Genomic DNA, 19,151 nt, shown 5'->3' on the forward strand with positions numbered 1-19,151 from the left:
TATATATGTATGTCACTATAGCAATATTTACAAGTCTTTACCTTTCCAATTAATGGAATAGATTTTTCTTTTTTCTTAATTAAGTTTATGACATTGTCCCGGAGGTATTTGTAAATAAATAGATGTAGCGAAGTGGAATCCTTTTTTGACTTGCTCCCAAGTTTGTACATAGATAATTTTTAATAAAATAGCTATGCCAGCTAAAATGTTGAATACCTAATTTGACAATTTTTTAAAAAAGGCGTACAATACCACTATACCCCCGTAGGGTAGATAGGCCTATTTAAGGAGGAGATATAAATGAAAAAATATATGAAAGCAAATCGAGCATACACCCCCATTAGAAAATATGGCTGGATATTTACTGTACTAGTAGCTATTGGTGGTTTATGGGTACCTAAATTAGGACTATTAGTGGTGCTAATTATGGCTGGATTAACTGCAACGTCCTTTTTCACAGGACGTTACTGGTGTGGTAACATGTGCCCTCATGGTAGTTTATTTGATGTAATTATGCTACCACTTAGTAAAAATAAAAAAATCCCTAATTTTTTTTATTCTAAAGCAATGATTAGTTTATTTTTTGTATTCTTTATGTTTAACTTTGTTCGTAGAATTATAGCAGTCATACCATTTTGGGGAAAATACGACTTTTTAGACCAATTGGGAATGGTTTTCTCAACTACTTATTTAATGGTTATGATTGTAGGTGGATTACTAGCCATAACGGTGAATCCAAGAACCTGGTGTCAATTTTGCCCTATGGGAACTCTACAAAAGCTTTCTTATAAACTAGGGACATTAGTAGGCGCAACTAAAAAAATTGAGAAAAAAGTGACAATATCAGATGAAAATAAATGTATAAGCTGTGCTAAATGCGAAAAAGTCTGTCCTGTTCAGTTAGCACCATATTTAGATTTCTCAGATAAAAATCAGTTTAACAATGTGGACTGTATCAAATGTGGTGTTTGTACACAAAATTGTCCAATTAATCTTTTATCGCTAGCTACAGAAGAAGAAGGATTAGCCTTAAAGGAAAAAAGTAAAATTGGAAATGCATAGGATTGGAGTTGACTACCAGCTGTAACAATCCCATTTCTAAAGTGGAAGAAAGAGAATTTTCTTCCGTTACTTATTTTTAAAATTTATTAAGAAAAGAATAGCCCTTAGTTGCTATATCATTATTATACTAGGAGTGGTAAAAATGTGTATGAATTTATTCTGGTGTAAGTTTGAAAATATGGACGTTGAGGATTGTCCCACATACGGTAAGCCTTACTGCCAAGATGGAATAGATGGGTTCCAGTGCGAATCCCTTTTGCAAAAAAGAGTCGAAGAAAAAACTGACGAAAAAGAATAAGGTATTAGGTTCCCACGAAAAAAGTAGAAGTATTTTTAAAAAGTTGCAAAATAGAATTGCCACGAAAGATAAATCCAGCAGGACAAAAAATTTCTGCTGGATTTATTGTTGTGGAAATAGTAACAGACCTTATCAGCAAAGCTGCCATTCGAGCTTCAGCTCTAGTTTTAAATCTTCTTCCATATAGCTTATCCTTCTTCAAAAATGAGAAAAAGGATTCAGCATAGGCCTTATTTTTCATAAAACTATTTTAATATAATGGGTGGCAACTAGGAAATGGATATGAAGTATGGTTATATTCAAGGTGAAGATAAGTTATTTTACTTGCTAAATTTAATGATATGCAGAAGAATGGGTAAAGTTTCTAAATAAAACTTTATGCACTTTTTCTATGTATTCTCATGTGTAATTTAAGGTTTTTAAATCACTTTTACTGTTATCCAAAACTTTACTACTTGAGAAATTACCATTCTCTTTATACTTAATTGATATTCTTTTCCATCTAGTTTCATTATTCTTCTATCAATTATTTCATATAAAATTTCCCCATCAACTTTATCAACATCTTTTCCAATTAATCCTTTAAATTTATCTTTGATATGTTTCTCAAGAGCAATCTTTGTTATATCATCTCTTTCTTCTTCCTTATCATACTTTAATTCTACCTCTATTTCTTTAACAATAAATCTCCTTTTTTCAATAGATGCCTCAAGTTTCTCAAATCTATCATTCTTTTCTTCAATCACAGTTTTAAGATATTGAATTTCTTTTATATAATTATCAATTCTATAACTAATAAGAGAGTTTATTAGTATAACTCCCACTAATCCACCTAAACATATACCCAATAAAAAGAATAGAAAATAATTCAACTTTTTTATTTTACCCATATTTCACCACATTTTTGAAGGAGTTTTAATAACCTCATGCCTATATTCATCCCAATCAAAGCCGACAGTATATAAATAATTTGTTTAATAAGAGCTCCAATCTCTCCTTTAAAAATTCCTCCCTCAATTACTTCAAAGGATGAAAAAGTACCTCCTAGAGCTGTTGCTACTGCCCAAATTTTTATTGAACTAGCTAAATCCATCATAGTTTTTAAAGGAGGATCATTATTAATCAAAGCTCCTACTCCTGCAAAAAAAGTTGCTCCTAATAAAACTCCTAAAGATATAAAAAAACTATATATAATGCTTGAAATAAAATTAGACACTTATACCACCCTTACACAGAATAATAATTCTATATAATTTATGATATAAATCTCTTCAATATCACTTAACTTTACTTGTGAATAAACTTGTAGCGCTTTACTTCTTACTCCTCAGTATAAAAATTAAATTAATAAACAAAATACTATAGAATAAAACTTAATCTGGAGGTATAAATATATATGTTTCCAACAAAATTTGATCCTCAACATCAAGATACTCAACCTGGCCTTGAAACATTAATGACGCCAAAACCAACTTCTGAAAATCCAGACTATAAAGCTTCTGGAAAGCTCCTTAATAAAGTAGCAATAATTACAGGTGGAGATAGCGGTATTGGTAAGGCTGTTGCTTTAACTTTTGCAAGTGAAGGAGCAGACATTGTAATAGTATATTTAAACGAAGAAGTAGATGCAAACGAGACTAAATCTATGATTGAAAAAAAAGGACGCCGTTGTCTTGCTATCGCTGGAGACTTAGGAGATGAAAACTTTTGTCAAAAGGTTATTACCGATACTATGAGTTCTTTTGATCACATAGATATCTTAGTAAATAATGCAGCAGTTCAATATCCTCAGAATAGTATCTTAGATATAACTACCGAACAGCTTGAGCTTACTTTTAAAACCAACATATTTTCTATTTTTTATTTAACTAAAGCTGCACTACCTCATTTTAAAAAGGGAAGCAGTATAATAAACACTAGTTCCATAACAGCTTATGCTGGTCATGAGACTTTACTTGATTATTCTAGTACAAAAGGTGCTATTACAACCTTTACTCGTTCCTTATCATTAAACTTAGCTAGTGAAGGTATTAGAGTAAACGCTGTAGCTCCTGGTCCAATCTGGACTCCTTTAATTCCTTCTAGTTTCTCAAAAGAAGATGTTGCAAAATTTGGTACTACTACACCAATGGGTAGAGCTGGTCAGCCTTGTGAACTTGCACCAGCTTACGTATATCTAGCTTCCGAAGACTCCTCTTATGTGTCTGGTCAAGTAATTCACATAAATGGTGGAAAAATAACTGAAAGCTAAATTTCATTATCCTTAAAATGAAAACTCTAGGCCTACTGAACTGCTTCCTATATACTTATTAAAAGTATACTGGGAGCAGTTTAGAAAAACACCTAGAGTTTTTATAAAAAATTACCTATTCTATTGTATTAAATATTACTTTACTTTGAACTAGGAAATCCTGCATATTCAATTCCTAGACTATCCGATAAATCTTTGTCAACTGTAACTAGGTCCCTAATATCTAATTGTGAAAAATCTGTCTTTCCCATAGCTGTGAGTGCTAGCTTCATTTCTTCAACCGATGAATTTAAGAAATTATTAAGATTCTTTGCTCCTCTTTCTATATCTAAATCTTCTTTTAGCTTTCCATCATATAATACAAGTTGCGGTGTAGGTTCTGAAGGAGTTGCGTTTACAGACTGATCTTGTAACATTGATACTAGTGCTATAGATCCTATGTATACAGCACTTGCTCCTAATGCTATAGCCTTTAAAAACTCTCCTGGAGTTTTAAGTCCACCTGCTGCAATTAAATCATACTTATCCTTTGCACATTTTAGCTCTAAATACTTTGATGCTCTAGCTATAGCATATAAAGTAGGTAGCCCCATATCGTCTGAAAGTGTTGGTGGAGATACTGCTGTTCCTCCTTCAGCTCCATCAATTACAATATAGTCTACATTGGTTTTTAGAACTACTTCTAGTTCTTTTTCTATAAAATGAGTAGCTGCAATTTTAATACCTATAGGAACCTCATACTTTTCTTTTAATCCATTTAATAAATTAATTATGTCTTCTGAAGTATTTACTCCCGTTAATCTAGGTTTAATTACCCCATCTGCTCCTTTTTCAATATGCCATGTATCTCTTAAATGCTCATCTATTTTCTCTGCACTTGTTATAGACTTAACTGCTCCTCCCCAAGCACCTTGTCCTAGCTGTACTTCTATAGCATCTAGTCTAGATAATTGATCTTCAGTATTCATCCATTCCCCACGATTGTATTGTCCTATAAGATATTTAGCTGCATCTCTTTCTTCATTTGAAAGTGCTGATTCACCAGTGTTCGTTGATGTTCCTGCAAGTGATGCTCCCTTTGCTAAAGCTACCTTTGCTTTTAGACTTAGGGATCCGCCATAAGACATGCCTGTTATCATAATTGGCATTGAAAGTTCTAAAGGTTTCTTTGCTCTCTTTCCAATAGTCACTCCCGTACTTATTTGAGTCTTATCATCTGTAGGCAATGAAAAAAGTTGAGTTGGATTTAGAAATACTTTCTCCCATGGAGATTGAACATTGGGACTACCGTAAGCTCTCTTAAGTATTTGACCTGATTGAGCTCTCATAGATGCTTCAATTATAGCTTTTAATGTGAGTTTCTGAGCTGCTGTAGCCATAACAAAAAGATTCTCATTGTATGAATCTTTAAGTAACCTCTCCATCATCTCATCAGATGCACTATTTACCAAACCTCTAATTATACCTTGAAACATAATTTACCTCCTTTGTATTATAAGAAAACTGTATTACACTCTTCTTATGTTACTAGCATTTTTTGAGTATTGAGAGAAAGTTATTCACAAATTAAATATAATTTTTATTTATAAATTTTATCTATAAATTTTGCTATATTTTCAAATACTAAAATAAAGGAGGGATATACAATGTCTGATAATAAGTATAAAGAACGTTTTATGGCAGTTCCTATTGAGCGTCACGAAACTGCTGCCTGGGCAAATATAGAAGCTACTCAAAATATTTCTCAAGTTACTATACCAAGTGAACTTGAAATTTTTGAAGCTAAAGACTGGGTTGATGAAAATCACAAATAAGTACTTATCTTTATATGCAGTTTTTTGACAAACTGGTGCTGTTTCAAACCTGAAAATAATTTCTAGGTGCAACAGCACCTTTTGTTTTTACAAGTAAAAAAAGCGGATTCCTCGGAATCCGCTTTTCATATATAATCTATTTATGCTTATTATTATAATTTTAACAACAAACTATAGATATCCACAATCATCTAATGTTTTGTATACTTTGTATTTCTCTTTAGCATGCTTTTCTGCTTCTGTAAATAATTCTTCTGCCGCATCTGGGAATACAGTTGCTAAGGATGTATATCTGATTTCTCCTAATATGAAGTCTCTGAAAGACTCTGTTGGTTCTTTAGATTCTAATCTAAATGCATTTGCTCCGGTTTCCTTAAGCATTGGGTTATATCTATATAAATGCCAATATCCAGACTCTACTGCCTTCTTTTCTTCAGATATACTTGTTCCCATACCAGTTCGTATACCGTGACTCACACATGGAGAATAAGCAATTATTAATGAAGGTCCTTTATATTTTTCCGCTTCTATAATAGCATTTATAGTTTGGTTCATATTTGCACCCATGGATATTTGTGCTACGTAGACATATCCATAGCTCATTGCCATCATTCCAAGATCCTTTTTCTTTATTCTCTTACCACCTGCTGCAAATTTTGCTACAGCTGCTGTTGGTGTAGCTTTAGAAGATTGACCTCCTGTATTTGAGTAGATTTCTGTATCCATTACAAAAATGTTTACATCATCACCCATAGCAAGAACTTGATCTAATCCACCATATCCAATATCATATGCCCATCCGTCTCCACCTAGTATCCATTGGGATTTCTTAATAAGATGATCTTTATTTTCTAAAATCTCCTTAATTAATTCATTGTCTTCACATTTATGTTGCTCTACTATATCTAAGAATCTTGCAGTTGCAATTTTAGAAGCTTCTCCATCATCTTTACCTTGAAGCCATTCATGTATAACTTCTTTTACTTCTTCATCTATCTTTGTATCAGTAGCTTTTCTCATTAAATCAGCTATTCTATTTCTTATTTGTTTAGTAGCTAAGAACATTCCATATCCAAATTCAGCATTATCTTCAAATAATGAATTAGCCCAAGCTGGACCTTTTCCTTCTGCATTAGTTGAATAAGCCATTGATGGTGCGCTAGCTCCCCAAATTGATGAACATCCTGTGGCATTTGCTATAAGCATTCTATCTCCAAATAGTTGAGTTAAGAGTCTTATATAAGGAGTCTCACCACATCCAGGACATGCTCCACTAAACTCAAGAAGAGGTTTTCTAAATTGACTTCCCTTTAATGTATTATGATCTACTGCACCTTCTTTTGGAATTATAGTAGTTGCAAATTCCCAGTTTTCAGACTCCATTTCCATCTCATGCTCTGCTGGTTTCATTATTATTGCTTTGCCTTTAGCTGGACATATATCTGCACAGTTTCCACATCCAGTACAGTCCATTGGTGATATTTGAATACGATATTCATAATTTTCTAGACCTTTTCCAATAGCTTTCTTAGTCTTAAATGTATCTGGTGCATTGTTACATTCATCTTTATCTAATAAGAATGGTCTTATAGTTGCATGTGGGCAAACATATGAACATTGGTTACACTGAATACATTTATCTATTTGCCATTCAGGTAACATTACCGCAATACCACGTTTTTCATAAGTTGTAGTTCCATTAGGGAATAATCCATCTTCCATACCTACAAATGCACTTACAGGTAATTCATCTCCTTCGAGTCTTGCTATAGGTCTTTGAATATTTTTAATAAAGTCTGGCTCATCTTTTATTGGGAATTTATCCTTTTCTTCTTCTGCACTGGCCCAAGCTTTTGGAACTTCTATTTGAACAAGTCCTCCTACCCCCCTATCTATTGCAGCTTGATTCATATCTACTATGCTCTTGCCTTTTTTGCCGTAAGTTTTTACAACTGATTTCTTTAAATGTTCAACAGCATCTTCAACTGGAATTACATTAGCAACACTAAAGAAAGCAGATTGCATTATCATATTAATTCTATTTCCAAGTCCTATCTCTGAAGCAATTTTAATTGCATCAATTGTATATAATTTTATATTATTTTTTGCAATATATCTTCTTATAGATGCTGGTATTTTTTCCTCTAATTCATCTTGTTTCCATGGACAATTAAGTACAAAAACACCGTTCTCTTTTAATCCTTTTAATATATCGTAATTATATATAAAAGATCTGTTGTGACATGCAATATAGTCTGCATTATATACTAAATACGGAGATTTTATTGCTTTTTCACCAAATCTTAAGTGAGATATAGTAGTACCACCAGATTTCTTACTATCATATGAAAAATATGCTTGAACATCTAGTTTAGTATTTTCTCCAATTATTTTTACTGCTGTTTTATTTGCTCCAACAGTACCATCTGATCCTAAGCCCCAGAACTTACAGCTTATAGTTCCTTTTGGTGTAGTATCTATAATATCTTCTTCTGGTAATGAAGTATTATTTACATCATCTACGATACCAATAGTGAATCCATCTTTCGGAGTATCACTTTTTAAGTTTTTAAATACAGCGATGATTTGAGTTGGTGTAGTATCCTTCTGACCAATTCCGTATCTACCTCCAACTATTAGTGGTCTCACTTCTTTATTATTATATAAATGAACTATATCTTGATATAAAGGCTCTCCGAGTGAACCTGGTTCCTTAGTTCTATCAAGCACTGCAATTTTCTTTACACTCTTTGGTAAAACATTAAAGAAATATTTTAGTGAGAATGGTCTATATAAGTGAACTTTAACTACTCCAACCTTTTCTCCTTTACTAATTAAATAGTCTATAACTTCTTCTATTGTATCGCATACAGAACCCATAGCTACTATTACATATTCTGCATTCTCATCCCCATAATAATTAAAAGGATGATACTCACGTCCTGTTAGTTTAGTTATTTCTTTCATATAATCTTCTACTAAATCTGGAATAGCATTGTAGAATGGATTGGAAGCCTCTCTTACTTGGAAGTATATATCTGCATTTTGTGCAGTTCCTCTATGTGTAGGATGCTCTGGATTTGTAGCCCTTTTTCTAAATTCTTTTATTGCGTTGTGATCTACAAGCTTTTCTAAATCTTCATACTCTATAGTTTCTATTTTCTTATATTCATGTGATGTTCTAAATCCATCAAAAAAGTGTAGGAATGGTACTCTTGCCTTAATTGCAGATAAGTGGGCAACACATCCTAAATCCATTACCTCTTGAACAGTTGATGAAGCAAGCATAGCAACTCCTGTTTCACGAGTAGCCATTACGTCTTGATGATCTCCAAATATTGATAATGCATGAGTTGCTAGTGCACGAGCACTTACATGAAGTACTCCCGGAAGCAACTCTCCGGCCATCTTATACATGTTTGGAATCATTAGAAGTAATCCTTGTGATGCTGTATAGGTAGTTGTTAAAGCTCCCGCCGCAAGAGAACCGTGCATTGTTCCTGCTGCACCTGCTTCTGATTGCATCTCACTTACATGAACTGTTTGCCCGAATATATTCTTTTTACCGTGTGCTGACCACTCATCTACTAATTCTGCCATGGGTGAAGATGGTGTAATCGGATATATTGCAGCTACTTCAGTAAAAGCATAAGATGCATAAGCTGCTGCTTGATTTCCATCCATGGTCATAAATTTTCCCATATATATTACCTCCTCTTTATGTAAATCTTAATTATACCTACTTATTATTTGATTTTATTTAATTACCATACATAAATTTTGGAACTTTTTTATATTTTTTTAATAATGTATGATTATTATAGAATGCGTATATTTACATACAAAAATTTGAGGAATAGTAAAATACTATTCCTCAGATCAATTATGAGCTTAATTTTCCATTAGAAATAACCTTTGTGTTTAAATATTATTAGTTTATATATCTATTGAAATTTTAGTTCATTAATTTTTTCTTTTCTATTTTCTTGTTTTTCATTTAGATTTTTAATATCTTCTTTTGGCATGCGGCTAGCGTTGTTATTAAGGTATCCCTCTGCATACACATAGTTTTTTTCTATATTCTTAAGTTCTTCATTAATTATTTTATCTGACTTTTCATTATTCATATTAATTTTCTCCTCCTTTTTAGTCTACTTCATTATTTTTAGTTTTTGGACAAGGTTTAATACTATTAAATCTCTGGTAAACAAATTGCTATGATTTTAGGACTAAAATTAATATATAATTAAACAATAATAAAACAACAAAAAGAGTTTCTTTGAAAAACTCTTTTTGTTGTTTTATTAGATTTCTTATCTAAAGTTTTCGTTGTTTCTGTTGTTATTGTTTTCTTTGTTGTTATTTAAATTGTTATTTCTGTTGTTGTTATTGTTGTCTCTGTTGTTATTTAAATTGTTGTTTCTGTTGTTATTGTTATTATTATTATCCATTTTTTTGTTCCTCCTCTAAATTTGGGTTTAATAATTTTCACTCTGTTATTTTATCTTTTTTATATAGATTTAATATCATGAAGTTATGATATTTTAAAATAAATTTTATATTTTTCTAACTTCATAACCACAATAAAAAGAAGTTCCTTAAAAGAAACCTTCTTTATATTATTACAACTAAACTTCCTATCTGAAATTGTCGTTGTTTCTGTTGTTATTATTATTTTCTCTGTTGTTGTTTAAATCATTGTTTCTGTTATTGTTATTGTTGTCTCTGTTGTTGTTTAAATCGTTGTTTCTATTATTATTGTTGTTTCTGTTGTTGTTATTGTTCATTTTTGTTCCTCCTCAAATTTGGGTTTAATAATTTTTACTATGTTATTTTGTCTTGTTTTAATCTTTTAATACTTGGTAAATTATTCTTTTTACAAAGTAAATTATTTCTATATTAATGTGCTCTAGGATTTTCAAAACTTGGTGCTGCTGGGTCTGGATTCTCAAAATATCTTCCTGGAGTAGATAAATCAAAATATAATTTAGAGTCTTCAGTAATTCCAAAATCTTTATTTGAGCCTGTATCTTTAATTTTATTTAATGCCTCCCTAAATAAAGCATTATGTGCTTCCTCTCTATTAAGTAAAAAGTCTATAGTTTCTCTTACATATTTATCATTTATTTGCCTATGCAGATATTCATAAACTACCTTTGCTCTTTGCTCAGCTGCTATATTTGATAATAAATCTGCCACTAAATCTCCAGTTACATTTACATAATCTGCAGTCCAAGGATGACCTGAAGAATTCATAAGCATAGGGCTAAGTCCACCTAATACATGCGTTTCAATTTCTCCTGCTATAACACCATTGGCATTTACCTCGTGACCATTCAAAAGATTAATAGTTTGAGCTACCATCTCCATATGACTTAATTCTTCTGCTGCAATATCTAGGAATAAGTCCTTTATTGTAGGATCTTTTATTCTAAAACTTTGAGACATATACTGCATTGCTGCTTTAAGTTCACCTTGTGGTCCACCTAATTGCTCTTGAAGTAGAACCGCATATTGCGGATTAGGTCCTTCAACCCTTACCTCTTTTAATAATGCCTTATCATGTTTAAACATATAATCTTTTCCTCCTAACAAATTTTATGTATTTTACTATTTAATATTATTTACTGTAATATTTTGCGTGACTCCTTTTATAATATACATAATAACTTTTTATAAACAAAAAAAGCTAGATAAGATTCCTCTAGCTTTCTTGTTCATTTTCTTCCTTATTTAATTCTGCATAGCTATTGGCATCTAATTTACTCAGCACATTTTTATATCCTATCTTTATAAAGTCATTATTATATAGTTCCTTGTAACTAATCTTATCAATATCTAACTGTAAAATATCTTTGTAATTAGTTCCATATATTTTACTGAGCAGCAATTCACAATCCAGCCTTACTAAGTCATATCCTTCCTTATCATCAAATTTTAATTCATTTATGTGCTTATTTACCGTTTCTAGTATTCCATATAACTGATATATATAACTTAATTCTTTTAAATTAAATTTACCTGTTAAAGAAGACACAACTCTTGAGTAGTCTTTATTTATAGGGATAGGGTATCTATTTGTAAAATCTCTACTATCAAAATGATTTAAAGTTCTAATACTCTGAAATATAGAATTACATATATCAAGCCTTATTATATTTATATTTTCACAGAGCTTTAAGTTTTTCTCTGTTTCTTTATGTTTTCTACTATCTTCAACAATCTTATTTTCAACTTCTATTGTTTTTACCGTAGAATGATTTGTAGTAATCCACGTGCATGTTGCACCAATGAGAGATCCCATTATTACAGCAGTAGCAGAAATAATAGGTGTTATAAATTCCTGCTGTATTCTCATCTAAATCACCTAACCTTTCTAACATTTGTAACTTTCATAAGCTAATACCAAACGAACCCTTATATTTATATTTTCCGTACAATATATTTTTATTCTAATCTACATATTAATCTATGCATATGGTATAATATGTTTTTGCAATTTCTGCTTACATATTAGAGAGGTGATTCTTATGAATAAATCAAAGGAACTTGAAACGAAAAGTATAGGAAGTCTTCTTTTAAAGTTTTCAATTCCCGCTATTATTGGAATGCTTGTTAATGCACTATATAATATAGTGGATAGAATTTATATAGGAAATATAGGACAAGGTGTAGGTGAAAAATCCTTAGCTGGTGTCGGCATAACTATGCCTATTTCTAGTACTATAATGGCTTTCGGAATGTTAGTCGGAATTGGTGCAGCTACATTAATATCAATAAAATTAGGTAAAAAAAGCAAAGAAAGTGCTGAGAAAATACTAGCTTTAGCACTAATCTTAGAAATATTATTCTCTTTACTTGTTTCTATTTTAGGAATATTATTTTTGACTCCAATTCTAAAAACTTTTGGTGCTAATCCGGAAAGTATATTTTATGCAAAAGAATATATAACTATAATACTTGCTGGTGCCGTATTTCAAAATATTGGTTTTGGTATAAATAACATTATTCGTTCTGAGGGAAACCCTAAAATCGCAATGAAAACTATGCTTGTGGGTGCTTTTTTAAATGTTATTCTAGATCCAATTTTTATATTTGATTCATTAACTATATTTGGTTTTCAAATAAATATAGGATTTGGACTTGAGTCGCGAGGAGCTGCTATTGCTACAATATTATCTTCATCCGTAACTACTGCTCTAGTTCTGCATTATTTTATAAGTAAAAATAGTGGAAGCGTTCTTAAACTTAAAAGAATCAATTTAAAACTAGATAAAAAACTAACTTTAGAGATACTTTCTATTGGACTATCTCCTTTTTCAATGCAACTTGCTACTAGTGCAGTATCTGCATTATATAATAGGGGATTACTAAAATATGGTGGCCAAACTGCCGTTGCTGCAATGAGTATTATTGCTAGTATATCAATGCTTATATTAATGCCTATATTCGGTATTAACCAAGGTGCCCAGCCAATATTAGGCTACAATTATGGTGCCAAGGAATACTATAGAGTAAAAAAAACCTTAAAACTAGCAATAACTGCTGGAATTTCTATTGCTTCTATTGGATTTATAATTATTCAATTCTTCCCTCATATTTTATTTATGGCTTTTGCAAAAGATGCCCCAGCATTAATAACACTTGGCTCTCGTGGACTGAAAATCGACTTAATATTCTTACCTGTAATAGGTTATCAAGTTGTAGCTTCTAACTATTTTCAAGCAATAGGAAAAGCTAAGATTTCTATATTTTTATCTTTTCTAAGACAAGTTATAGTATTAATACCTATTATTCTAATTCTTCCTAGATTTTTAGGTTTAAACGGTCTTTGGATATCTCAGCCTATAGCAGATATTGTTGCAGCAATCCTTACAAGCATTTTCTTGTACAAGGAAATGTTAGCTATAAAACATCTAGAGAAATTCGAAAAAAATAAAAAAGAAATAATATAGGAGAATTAATTTAATAATTCTCCTTTTACTCGTATCTTAATGCTTCTATAGGGTCAAGTTTAGCAGCCTTTTTAGCTGGATATATTCCAAAAAATATCCCTACTGAAGATGAAAAAAGTAAAGTTCCTAGTATAGTAGTGGGTGATAATACAGGAGTAACCCTTACAAAGCTGCCTATTAAAGTACCTCCTAAAATTCCAATTATCATTCCTATAATTCCACCTATAAGTGAAAGTATTAGAGATTCAGTTAAAAATTGCATTAAAATATTCTTTGTTGTAGCCCCTATAGCCTTTCTTATACCTATTTCTCTCGTCCTCTCTGTTACGGAAACTAACATAATGTTCATGACCCCTATTCCGCCTACTAAAAGTGAAATAGCTGCAACAGCTCCTATAAAAGCTGTAAATATCGTAATTACTTTATTTACTTGTTCTAATTGCTTTAATATATTTTCGGGTTTGTAAACTTCTCTTCCTTTATTATTATGTCTACTTTCCAAAACATGTATAGCACCATTTCCAGCACTCTCAGCATCTTCCTTTGAAGTTGCACTTAACATTATTACATCTAGAACAGTATCAGCGTATAAACTATTTATAAATGTTGATGGTACTACTGCAAATGCTGGCATATTCTCATCAACCCCTCCAAAGATACCCATCTGACTCTTTGTAATTCCTATAATTGTAGCTTTCTTAGGTGACAACTTTGAACCTATATTAACTTTTTTTCCTGTAACATCTGTATATCCAAATAGGCTTCTTGCAGCTATTTCATCAAGAACTACTACTGCCTTCCCCTCTTGATACTCTCTTTTATTAAAAAATCTTCCGTGTATTATTTCATAGTTATCAATATATAACATTTCATCATTGCCACTACTTATATGCGCCCTTTTCATGGTAGATTCTGAACTTATTATTCCTTGTTTATGAATTGATGGTGATGCATATTTTACTGTAGGAACCCTTTCCTTAATTTCCCGTACATCATCATTAGTTATAAAATCACTACTACTTGCCTTTTGTAAATTCACTTTAATGCTTATTGTAGCAGCACCTATCTTTTCAAACTCACCTGTTATACTCTCCTTTGCTCCTTGCCCAAGGGACACAAGGGTTATTACTGAACTGATTCCAATTACTATACCTAACATAGTAAGAAAAGATCTTAATTTATTAGACTTTATACTTTCTAAAGAAATCTTAAAATTTTCAATAAAACTCATAATTCCACCTCCTCACACCATCTAATCTATATGTTTATCTAATAAATATTCTATCCTTTACATCTTCATAAGAAACTATCTCCCCGTCTCTAAACATCACTATTTTCTTTGTATACTTCGCTACATCTGGCTCATGAGTAACTATTATTATGGTGGCTCCTTCATCATTTAAATCTTGAAAAATTTTAATTATTTCATTGGTAGACTTTGTATCTAAATTACCTGTAGGCTCATCTGCCATAATTACTGATGGTGAATTTACAATAGCTCTAGCAATAGCTACTCTCTGCTTTTGCCCTCCTGAAATTTGAGTAGGTTTATGTTTTACCCTATCTTCTAATCCCACTTTTCTAAGAGCTTCTAGCGCTTTATATCTTCTCTCTTTATAAGGCATTCCGCTATAAATCATAGGTAGTTCTACATTTTCTAGAATGCTCATTCTTGGAAGTAAGTTAAAAGCTTGAAATACAAATCCAATTTCTTTATTCCTAATACGTGCTAATTCATCATCTTTAAGATTAGATACGTTTTTTCCATTTAATAGATATGTTCCGCTATCCATTCGATCTAAGCAGCCTAATATGTTCATAAATGTAGATTTTCCTGATCCTGATGCTCCCATAATAGATGTAAATTCTCCCTGATTTACCTTAAGACTAACACCTTTTAAAGCCATAAAGTTTATGTCACCATTAATATAGGTTTTAATAACATCATTAACTTCTAGCATTCTTATCCTCCACAATTTCCTCAATCTTCATGCCAGCTTTAACTACACTTCCTGGGTTTAAAATAACCTTATCTCCTTTTTTTAATCCTTCAAGAACCTCTACCTCAGTATCTGATTGTATTCCTATTTTAATTTCTCTTTCCTTTGCTACTCCACCCTCATTTACAAGAGTATAACTTTTATCATATTTATCACTTATTATTGCTTCTGCTGGAACCTTGATTACATTATTTACACTTGATACTAAGATATCTACGTCAACATCAAAATTCACCTTTAAAGTTGTTGATTTATCAAGTATATCAATATCTACTGATAACGTAGTATCTCCTCCTACAGCAGACATTGATGTGGTTCCTTTAGCTACTGGATTTATAAAAGAAACTTTTCCTTTTAAAATCTTTCCAGCATCTCTTACAACCACTTCCTGTCCAAGCTTAACTTTAGATGCATCATATCTTCCTATTGATACTGTTATTTTTAAATTATCTATGTTTTCTAATACTGTTACTGGTTGAGCTGGATTTGATATAGATCCCTCGGATACATTGAGTGCAGTAATTGTTCCATTAAAGTCTGCTACAATGCCTTTTTCTACTAGTAAGAGTCTCGACTTAGCTAAATCCAAACTTGTTTTTGCAAGAGAAACTGAATTGTCCATCTGCTTTATCTTTTCATTTGAAATAGGTTGCAGTACCTCTCTTTGCTGTTTATACGCTGGAAGTAATGCTAATTCTGCTGGATTAGTACTATTTTCTATTTCTTTAATTTTATTATCTAGTTCAGATATTTTATTATTTATCTGATTTCTTTGATTTATGATGTCTTTTTGTTGAAGTAGGGCATTATTATACTGTATTCTTGCTTGTTTTTCTGCACTTTTTACATCTTCTACATCATACGATAATATTACATCTCCTTTTTTTACCACTTCTCCAACTTTTACATTTATCTTATTAACCTTAAATTGTGTTCCAAAATACTCCTTACTTTGTTTTGACTTTACTATCCCTGAGGTAGACATATAAGCTCTAATATCTCCTACTATAACCTCTGAAACTCTAACCTTAACTACACTTGATTTCCTTGGAAATAATTTCACGTAAATTATGGCAAGTGATATCAGTAATATGATTATTATTGTTGTTTTTCTTTTGTTCATTTTATCTTTCCTTTCAATTAAATAAGTTAATATAAATCTTACTTTCCACATTTTAATTAGTATTATTAATATGGACATTACTCATCTTATTTAATCAAAAAATAAAGTTATTAGACTGAATGTGAAATAACTTTTTGTACTTATTTATTTAATTCAGTTTCTTTTTAATAGTCTATTTTTATATTATAATACATATATCTAAGTGAAATTTTAAATAAAGGAGAGTAAATCTAATGCCTGAATTTTTATCAGAATTATGTTCAAAGTTTCAAACTATTAGTGTCTTAATAAGATTGATGATAACTTTAGTTATTATAATTATATTGCGTCTATCAAAAAAGAGTATACGTTCCTTTATTGATAAATCTAATTCAGATTCCAAAGACATAATAAAATATAAAAAAACATCCTCATTATTAATAAATATTTTGTGTTGTATAATCATTATACCAATATGGATGTCTCCATCTGATAAGATCATAACATTTTTAGGTATCTTCTCTGCTGGACTTGCCCTTGCATTCCGTGATGTTGTAGCTAATTTTCTTGGATGGATTATCATTAACACTCGAAAGCCTTTTCAAATTGGTGATAGAATAAAACTGGGTAAGGCTCTTGGAGATGTACTAGCAGTAGATTGGTTTTACACCACTATAATTGAGGTTGTAGAAAACGACAATAAAACTCATGGACAAAGTACTGGAAGAATTACTTATATACCAAATATAAAAGTTCTTACTGAAGAACTTATAAATGAGACAAATTCCTTCCCTTTTACTTGGAACGAGCTTGAAGTGAATCTTACCCTAAAAAGTAACTGGAGAAAAGCCAAAGATATATTACTATCTATTGCTAACGATAAAGTAGGCTATATAGAAGAAGAAGCCAAGGATTCCTTAAATATTGCATCAAAAACCTTACCAATTTATTATGAAAATCTTTCTCATATAGTATACACTTCTGTAGATTCTGGAAAAATTTGTTTAAACTTGAGATTTATTTGTAAAGCACGAAATTTTAGAAACTTAAAGCATGATATAGTAGAGAATTTTTTAGATGAGTTCTCTAAACATGACGATATAGAATTGTTATAAATAGATGTGCTTATCTTTATTTAAATTTAATAAAAAAATCAGCCTAAACTTAGATAATAATTCTAAACTCAAGCTGATTTTTTTATATTCTTATTTATCTGTTAATTAACGATACATACTCTTGCATATTTCTAACATTTTTATATGCTGGCCTTATAATCTTTGGTTCACTTACTACTTGCTCAATTCTATGAGAACACCATCCAGGTACCCTTGCTGCTGCAAATAGTGGAGTATATAATTCCCTTGGTATATTTAACATGTCATATACAAAGCCTGAGTAAAAATCCACATTAGCGCATATAGCATTATTACCTTTTAGTTCTCTAAATAGTTCAATAGATAAATTTTCTATATTTCTATAGAAATTAAACTCATCAGTTCTTCCTTTTTCTTTTGCTAGGTCTAATGCCTTTTCTTTAAGAAGCACAGATCTTGGGTCTGATAAAGTATATATAGCATGACCCATTCCATATATTAATCCAGCTCCATCAAAAGCTTTCTTGTTTAAGATCTTAATTAGGTACTCTCTTATTTCTGCAGTATTGCCCCAATCTTTTACATTGTTTTTAATATCTTCAATCATACCTAGTACCTTTATATTAGCTCCACCATGCTTCGGTCCCTTTAAAGAACCTACAGCAGCAGCTATAGCAGAGTACGTATCTGTTCCCGTAGATGATACTACATGTGTTGCGAAAGCTGAGTTATTTCCTCCACCATGCTCTGCGTGTAAAACTAAGGCTAAATCCAGCACTTCAGCCTCTGTTCTAGAGTAATCATTATTAGATCTTATCATATAAAGTATATTTTCTGCAGTACTAAGCTCAGGTCTTGGTGAATGCAAAAATAAGCTTTGATTATCATAATAGTGAGTTTTTGCTTGATATCCATATGCAATCATTGTAGGAATTCTTGCTATAAGCTCAATACTTTGTCTTAAAATATTTTTAACACTTGTGTCATCTGGATTATTATCAAAAGAATATGTGGCAAGCACTGTTCTTTGAAGTTTATTCATTATATTATTACTTGGAAACTTTAGTATCATATCCTCTGTAAAACCATCTGGTAAAGTTCTACACTCTCCAAGAATACGTTCAAATTTTAATAAACTGCTCTTATTCGGTAATTCTCCAAATAAAAGCAGATAACATACCTCTTCAAATCCAAATCTGTCTTCCCTTTGAAATCCATCTACGATCTCCATTACATCTATTCCTCTGTAAGTTAACTTGCCTTCATCTGGTATTCTTTCGCCACCATCTGATATATATCCATGTACATTTCCTATTTCTGTAAGCCCAACTAATACTCCTGTTCCATTTTCATTTCTCAATCCTCTTTTAACATCATACTTAGTATAAAACTCTGGATCAATTAAATTGTTTTTTTTAGCAACTTGTGAAAGATCATCTAAAACACCCTCAGTAAATATTCTACTTTTAATAATTTCTTCGCTATATCCATTAATCATAATCCCCATAACCCCCATTTAAATAGAAAATCCTTAAGTATAATTTAACTTAATACATTTTACCACATATCATATGT

General features: G+C 31.1%; 20 protein-coding genes. 7 read left to right on the top strand and 13 right to left on the bottom strand.

The genetic code is table 11. The features are described from left to right. Positions 1-300: 300 nt before the first annotated feature. From ACX0KU_RS15245 to ACX0KU_RS15255, 3 genes are all read left to right on the top strand, one after another. Positions 301-1,062: a 4Fe-4S binding protein gene (locus ACX0KU_RS15245; protein WP_472990831.1), complete on the top strand. Its 762-nt coding sequence runs from the start codon at positions 301-303 to the stop codon at positions 1,060-1,062. Positions 1,063-1,204: 142 nt separating this feature from the next. Then, positions 1,205-1,360 carry a hypothetical protein gene (locus ACX0KU_RS15250; RefSeq protein ID WP_472990832.1) on the top strand — a complete coding sequence of 52 codons (156 nt, stop codon included), beginning with the start codon at positions 1,205-1,207 and terminating at the stop codon, positions 1,358-1,360. Positions 1,361-1,416: 56 nt separating this feature from the next. Then, positions 1,417-1,587 carry a hypothetical protein gene (locus ACX0KU_RS15255; protein WP_472992480.1) on the top strand — a complete coding sequence of 57 codons (171 nt, stop codon included), beginning with the start codon at positions 1,417-1,419 and terminating at the stop codon, positions 1,585-1,587. A 192-nt stretch (positions 1,588-1,779) separates the two neighbouring features. Here ACX0KU_RS15255 and ACX0KU_RS15260 read toward each other — a convergent pair whose 3' ends face one another. Then, positions 1,780-2,250 carry a sporulation membrane protein YtrI gene (locus ACX0KU_RS15260; RefSeq protein WP_472990833.1) on the bottom strand — a complete coding sequence of 157 codons (471 nt, stop codon included), beginning with the start codon at positions 2,248-2,250 and terminating at the stop codon, positions 1,780-1,782. Beyond that, entirely contained in the window at positions 2,238-2,576 is a 339-nt protein-coding gene (locus ACX0KU_RS15265; RefSeq protein WP_472990834.1) for a YtrH family sporulation protein, read from the bottom strand. The genes ACX0KU_RS15260 and ACX0KU_RS15265 overlap by 13 nt, the downstream gene beginning before the upstream one ends. 180 nt (positions 2,577-2,756) lie before the next feature. On the opposite strand from ACX0KU_RS15265, the gene ACX0KU_RS15270 reads away from it, so the two are divergent. After that, the gene (locus ACX0KU_RS15270; RefSeq protein ID WP_472990835.1) at positions 2,757-3,611 is read left to right on the top strand and encodes an SDR family oxidoreductase; all 855 of its coding nucleotides are present in this window, start codon (positions 2,757-2,759) and stop codon (positions 3,609-3,611) included. 140 nt (positions 3,612-3,751) lie between these two features. Here ACX0KU_RS15270 and ACX0KU_RS15275 read toward each other — a convergent pair whose 3' ends face one another. Continuing rightward, on the bottom strand, positions 3,752-5,086 hold the full coding sequence (locus tag ACX0KU_RS15275) for an FMN-binding glutamate synthase family protein (RefSeq protein ID WP_472990836.1): 1,335 nt from the start codon (positions 5,084-5,086) through the stop codon (positions 3,752-3,754). A gap of 171 nt (positions 5,087-5,257) precedes the next feature. On the opposite strand from ACX0KU_RS15275, the gene ACX0KU_RS15280 reads away from it, so the two are divergent. Further along, a complete protein-coding gene (locus ACX0KU_RS15280; RefSeq protein ID WP_472990837.1) occupies positions 5,258-5,425 on the top strand; it encodes a CDIF630_02480 family spore surface protein in 168 nt (55 codons plus the stop codon). Positions 5,426-5,596: 171 nt separating this feature from the next. Here ACX0KU_RS15280 and nifJ read toward each other — a convergent pair whose 3' ends face one another. From nifJ to ACX0KU_RS15310, 6 genes are all read right to left on the bottom strand, one after another. Then, positions 5,597-9,127 carry a pyruvate:ferredoxin (flavodoxin) oxidoreductase gene (gene nifJ, locus ACX0KU_RS15285; RefSeq protein WP_472990838.1) on the bottom strand — a complete coding sequence of 1,177 codons (3,531 nt, stop codon included), beginning with the start codon at positions 9,125-9,127 and terminating at the stop codon, positions 5,597-5,599. A gap of 242 nt (positions 9,128-9,369) precedes the next feature. After that, entirely contained in the window at positions 9,370-9,552 is a 183-nt protein-coding gene (locus tag ACX0KU_RS15290; protein WP_472990839.1) for a hypothetical protein, read from the bottom strand. 186 nt (positions 9,553-9,738) lie between these two features. Beyond that, positions 9,739-9,876, bottom strand: coding sequence for a hypothetical protein (locus ACX0KU_RS15295; protein WP_472990840.1), 138 nt, complete (start codon positions 9,874-9,876; stop codon positions 9,739-9,741). Positions 9,877-10,062: 186 nt separating this feature from the next. After that, positions 10,063-10,212, bottom strand: a complete 150-nt coding sequence (locus tag ACX0KU_RS15300; protein WP_472990841.1) for a hypothetical protein — start codon at positions 10,210-10,212, stop codon at positions 10,063-10,065. A 112-nt stretch (positions 10,213-10,324) separates the two neighbouring features. After that, on the bottom strand, positions 10,325-10,999 hold the full coding sequence (locus ACX0KU_RS15305; protein WP_472990842.1) for a manganese catalase family protein: 675 nt from the start codon (positions 10,997-10,999) through the stop codon (positions 10,325-10,327). A 130-nt stretch (positions 11,000-11,129) separates the two neighbouring features. Next, on the bottom strand, positions 11,130-11,783 hold the full coding sequence (locus tag ACX0KU_RS15310) for a hypothetical protein (RefSeq protein ID WP_472990843.1): 654 nt from the start codon (positions 11,781-11,783) through the stop codon (positions 11,130-11,132). Between the two features lie 172 nt (positions 11,784-11,955). Here ACX0KU_RS15310 and ACX0KU_RS15315 point away from each other — a divergent pair, with 172 nt between their 5' ends. Continuing rightward, a complete protein-coding gene (locus ACX0KU_RS15315) occupies positions 11,956-13,380 on the top strand; it encodes an MATE family efflux transporter (RefSeq protein ID WP_472990844.1) in 1,425 nt (474 codons plus the stop codon). Between the two features lie 25 nt (positions 13,381-13,405). Here ACX0KU_RS15315 and ACX0KU_RS15320 read toward each other — a convergent pair whose 3' ends face one another. Genes ACX0KU_RS15320 through ACX0KU_RS15330 form a run of 3 tightly spaced genes read right to left on the bottom strand, consistent with a single transcriptional unit; the run spans position 13,406 to position 16,503 of the window. Further along, positions 13,406-14,611, bottom strand: coding sequence for an ABC transporter permease (locus tag ACX0KU_RS15320; protein WP_472990845.1), 1,206 nt, complete (start codon positions 14,609-14,611; stop codon positions 13,406-13,408). Between the two features lie 34 nt (positions 14,612-14,645). After that, a complete protein-coding gene (locus ACX0KU_RS15325) occupies positions 14,646-15,341 on the bottom strand; it encodes an ABC transporter ATP-binding protein (RefSeq protein ID WP_472990846.1) in 696 nt (231 codons plus the stop codon). Next, complete coding sequence (locus ACX0KU_RS15330) at positions 15,328-16,503, bottom strand: efflux RND transporter periplasmic adaptor subunit (RefSeq protein ID WP_472990847.1); 1,176 nt, start codon at positions 16,501-16,503, stop codon at positions 15,328-15,330. Before ACX0KU_RS15330 ends, ACX0KU_RS15325 begins: the two co-directional genes overlap by 14 nt. 233 nt (positions 16,504-16,736) lie before the next feature. Between ACX0KU_RS15330 and ACX0KU_RS15335 the strand changes: the two genes are divergently transcribed. After that, positions 16,737-17,597 (top strand): mechanosensitive ion channel domain-containing protein, encoded by an 861-nt coding sequence (locus ACX0KU_RS15335; protein WP_472990848.1) that lies wholly within the window; start codon positions 16,737-16,739, stop codon positions 17,595-17,597. Positions 17,598-17,691: 94 nt separating this feature from the next. Here ACX0KU_RS15335 and ACX0KU_RS15340 read toward each other — a convergent pair whose 3' ends face one another. Further along, the gene (locus ACX0KU_RS15340) at positions 17,692-19,074 is read right to left on the bottom strand and encodes a citrate/2-methylcitrate synthase (RefSeq protein WP_472990849.1); all 1,383 of its coding nucleotides are present in this window, start codon (positions 19,072-19,074) and stop codon (positions 17,692-17,694) included. Positions 19,075-19,151: the final 77 nt, after the last annotated feature.

Source organism: Clostridium sp. X (genome assembly GCF_055755365.1).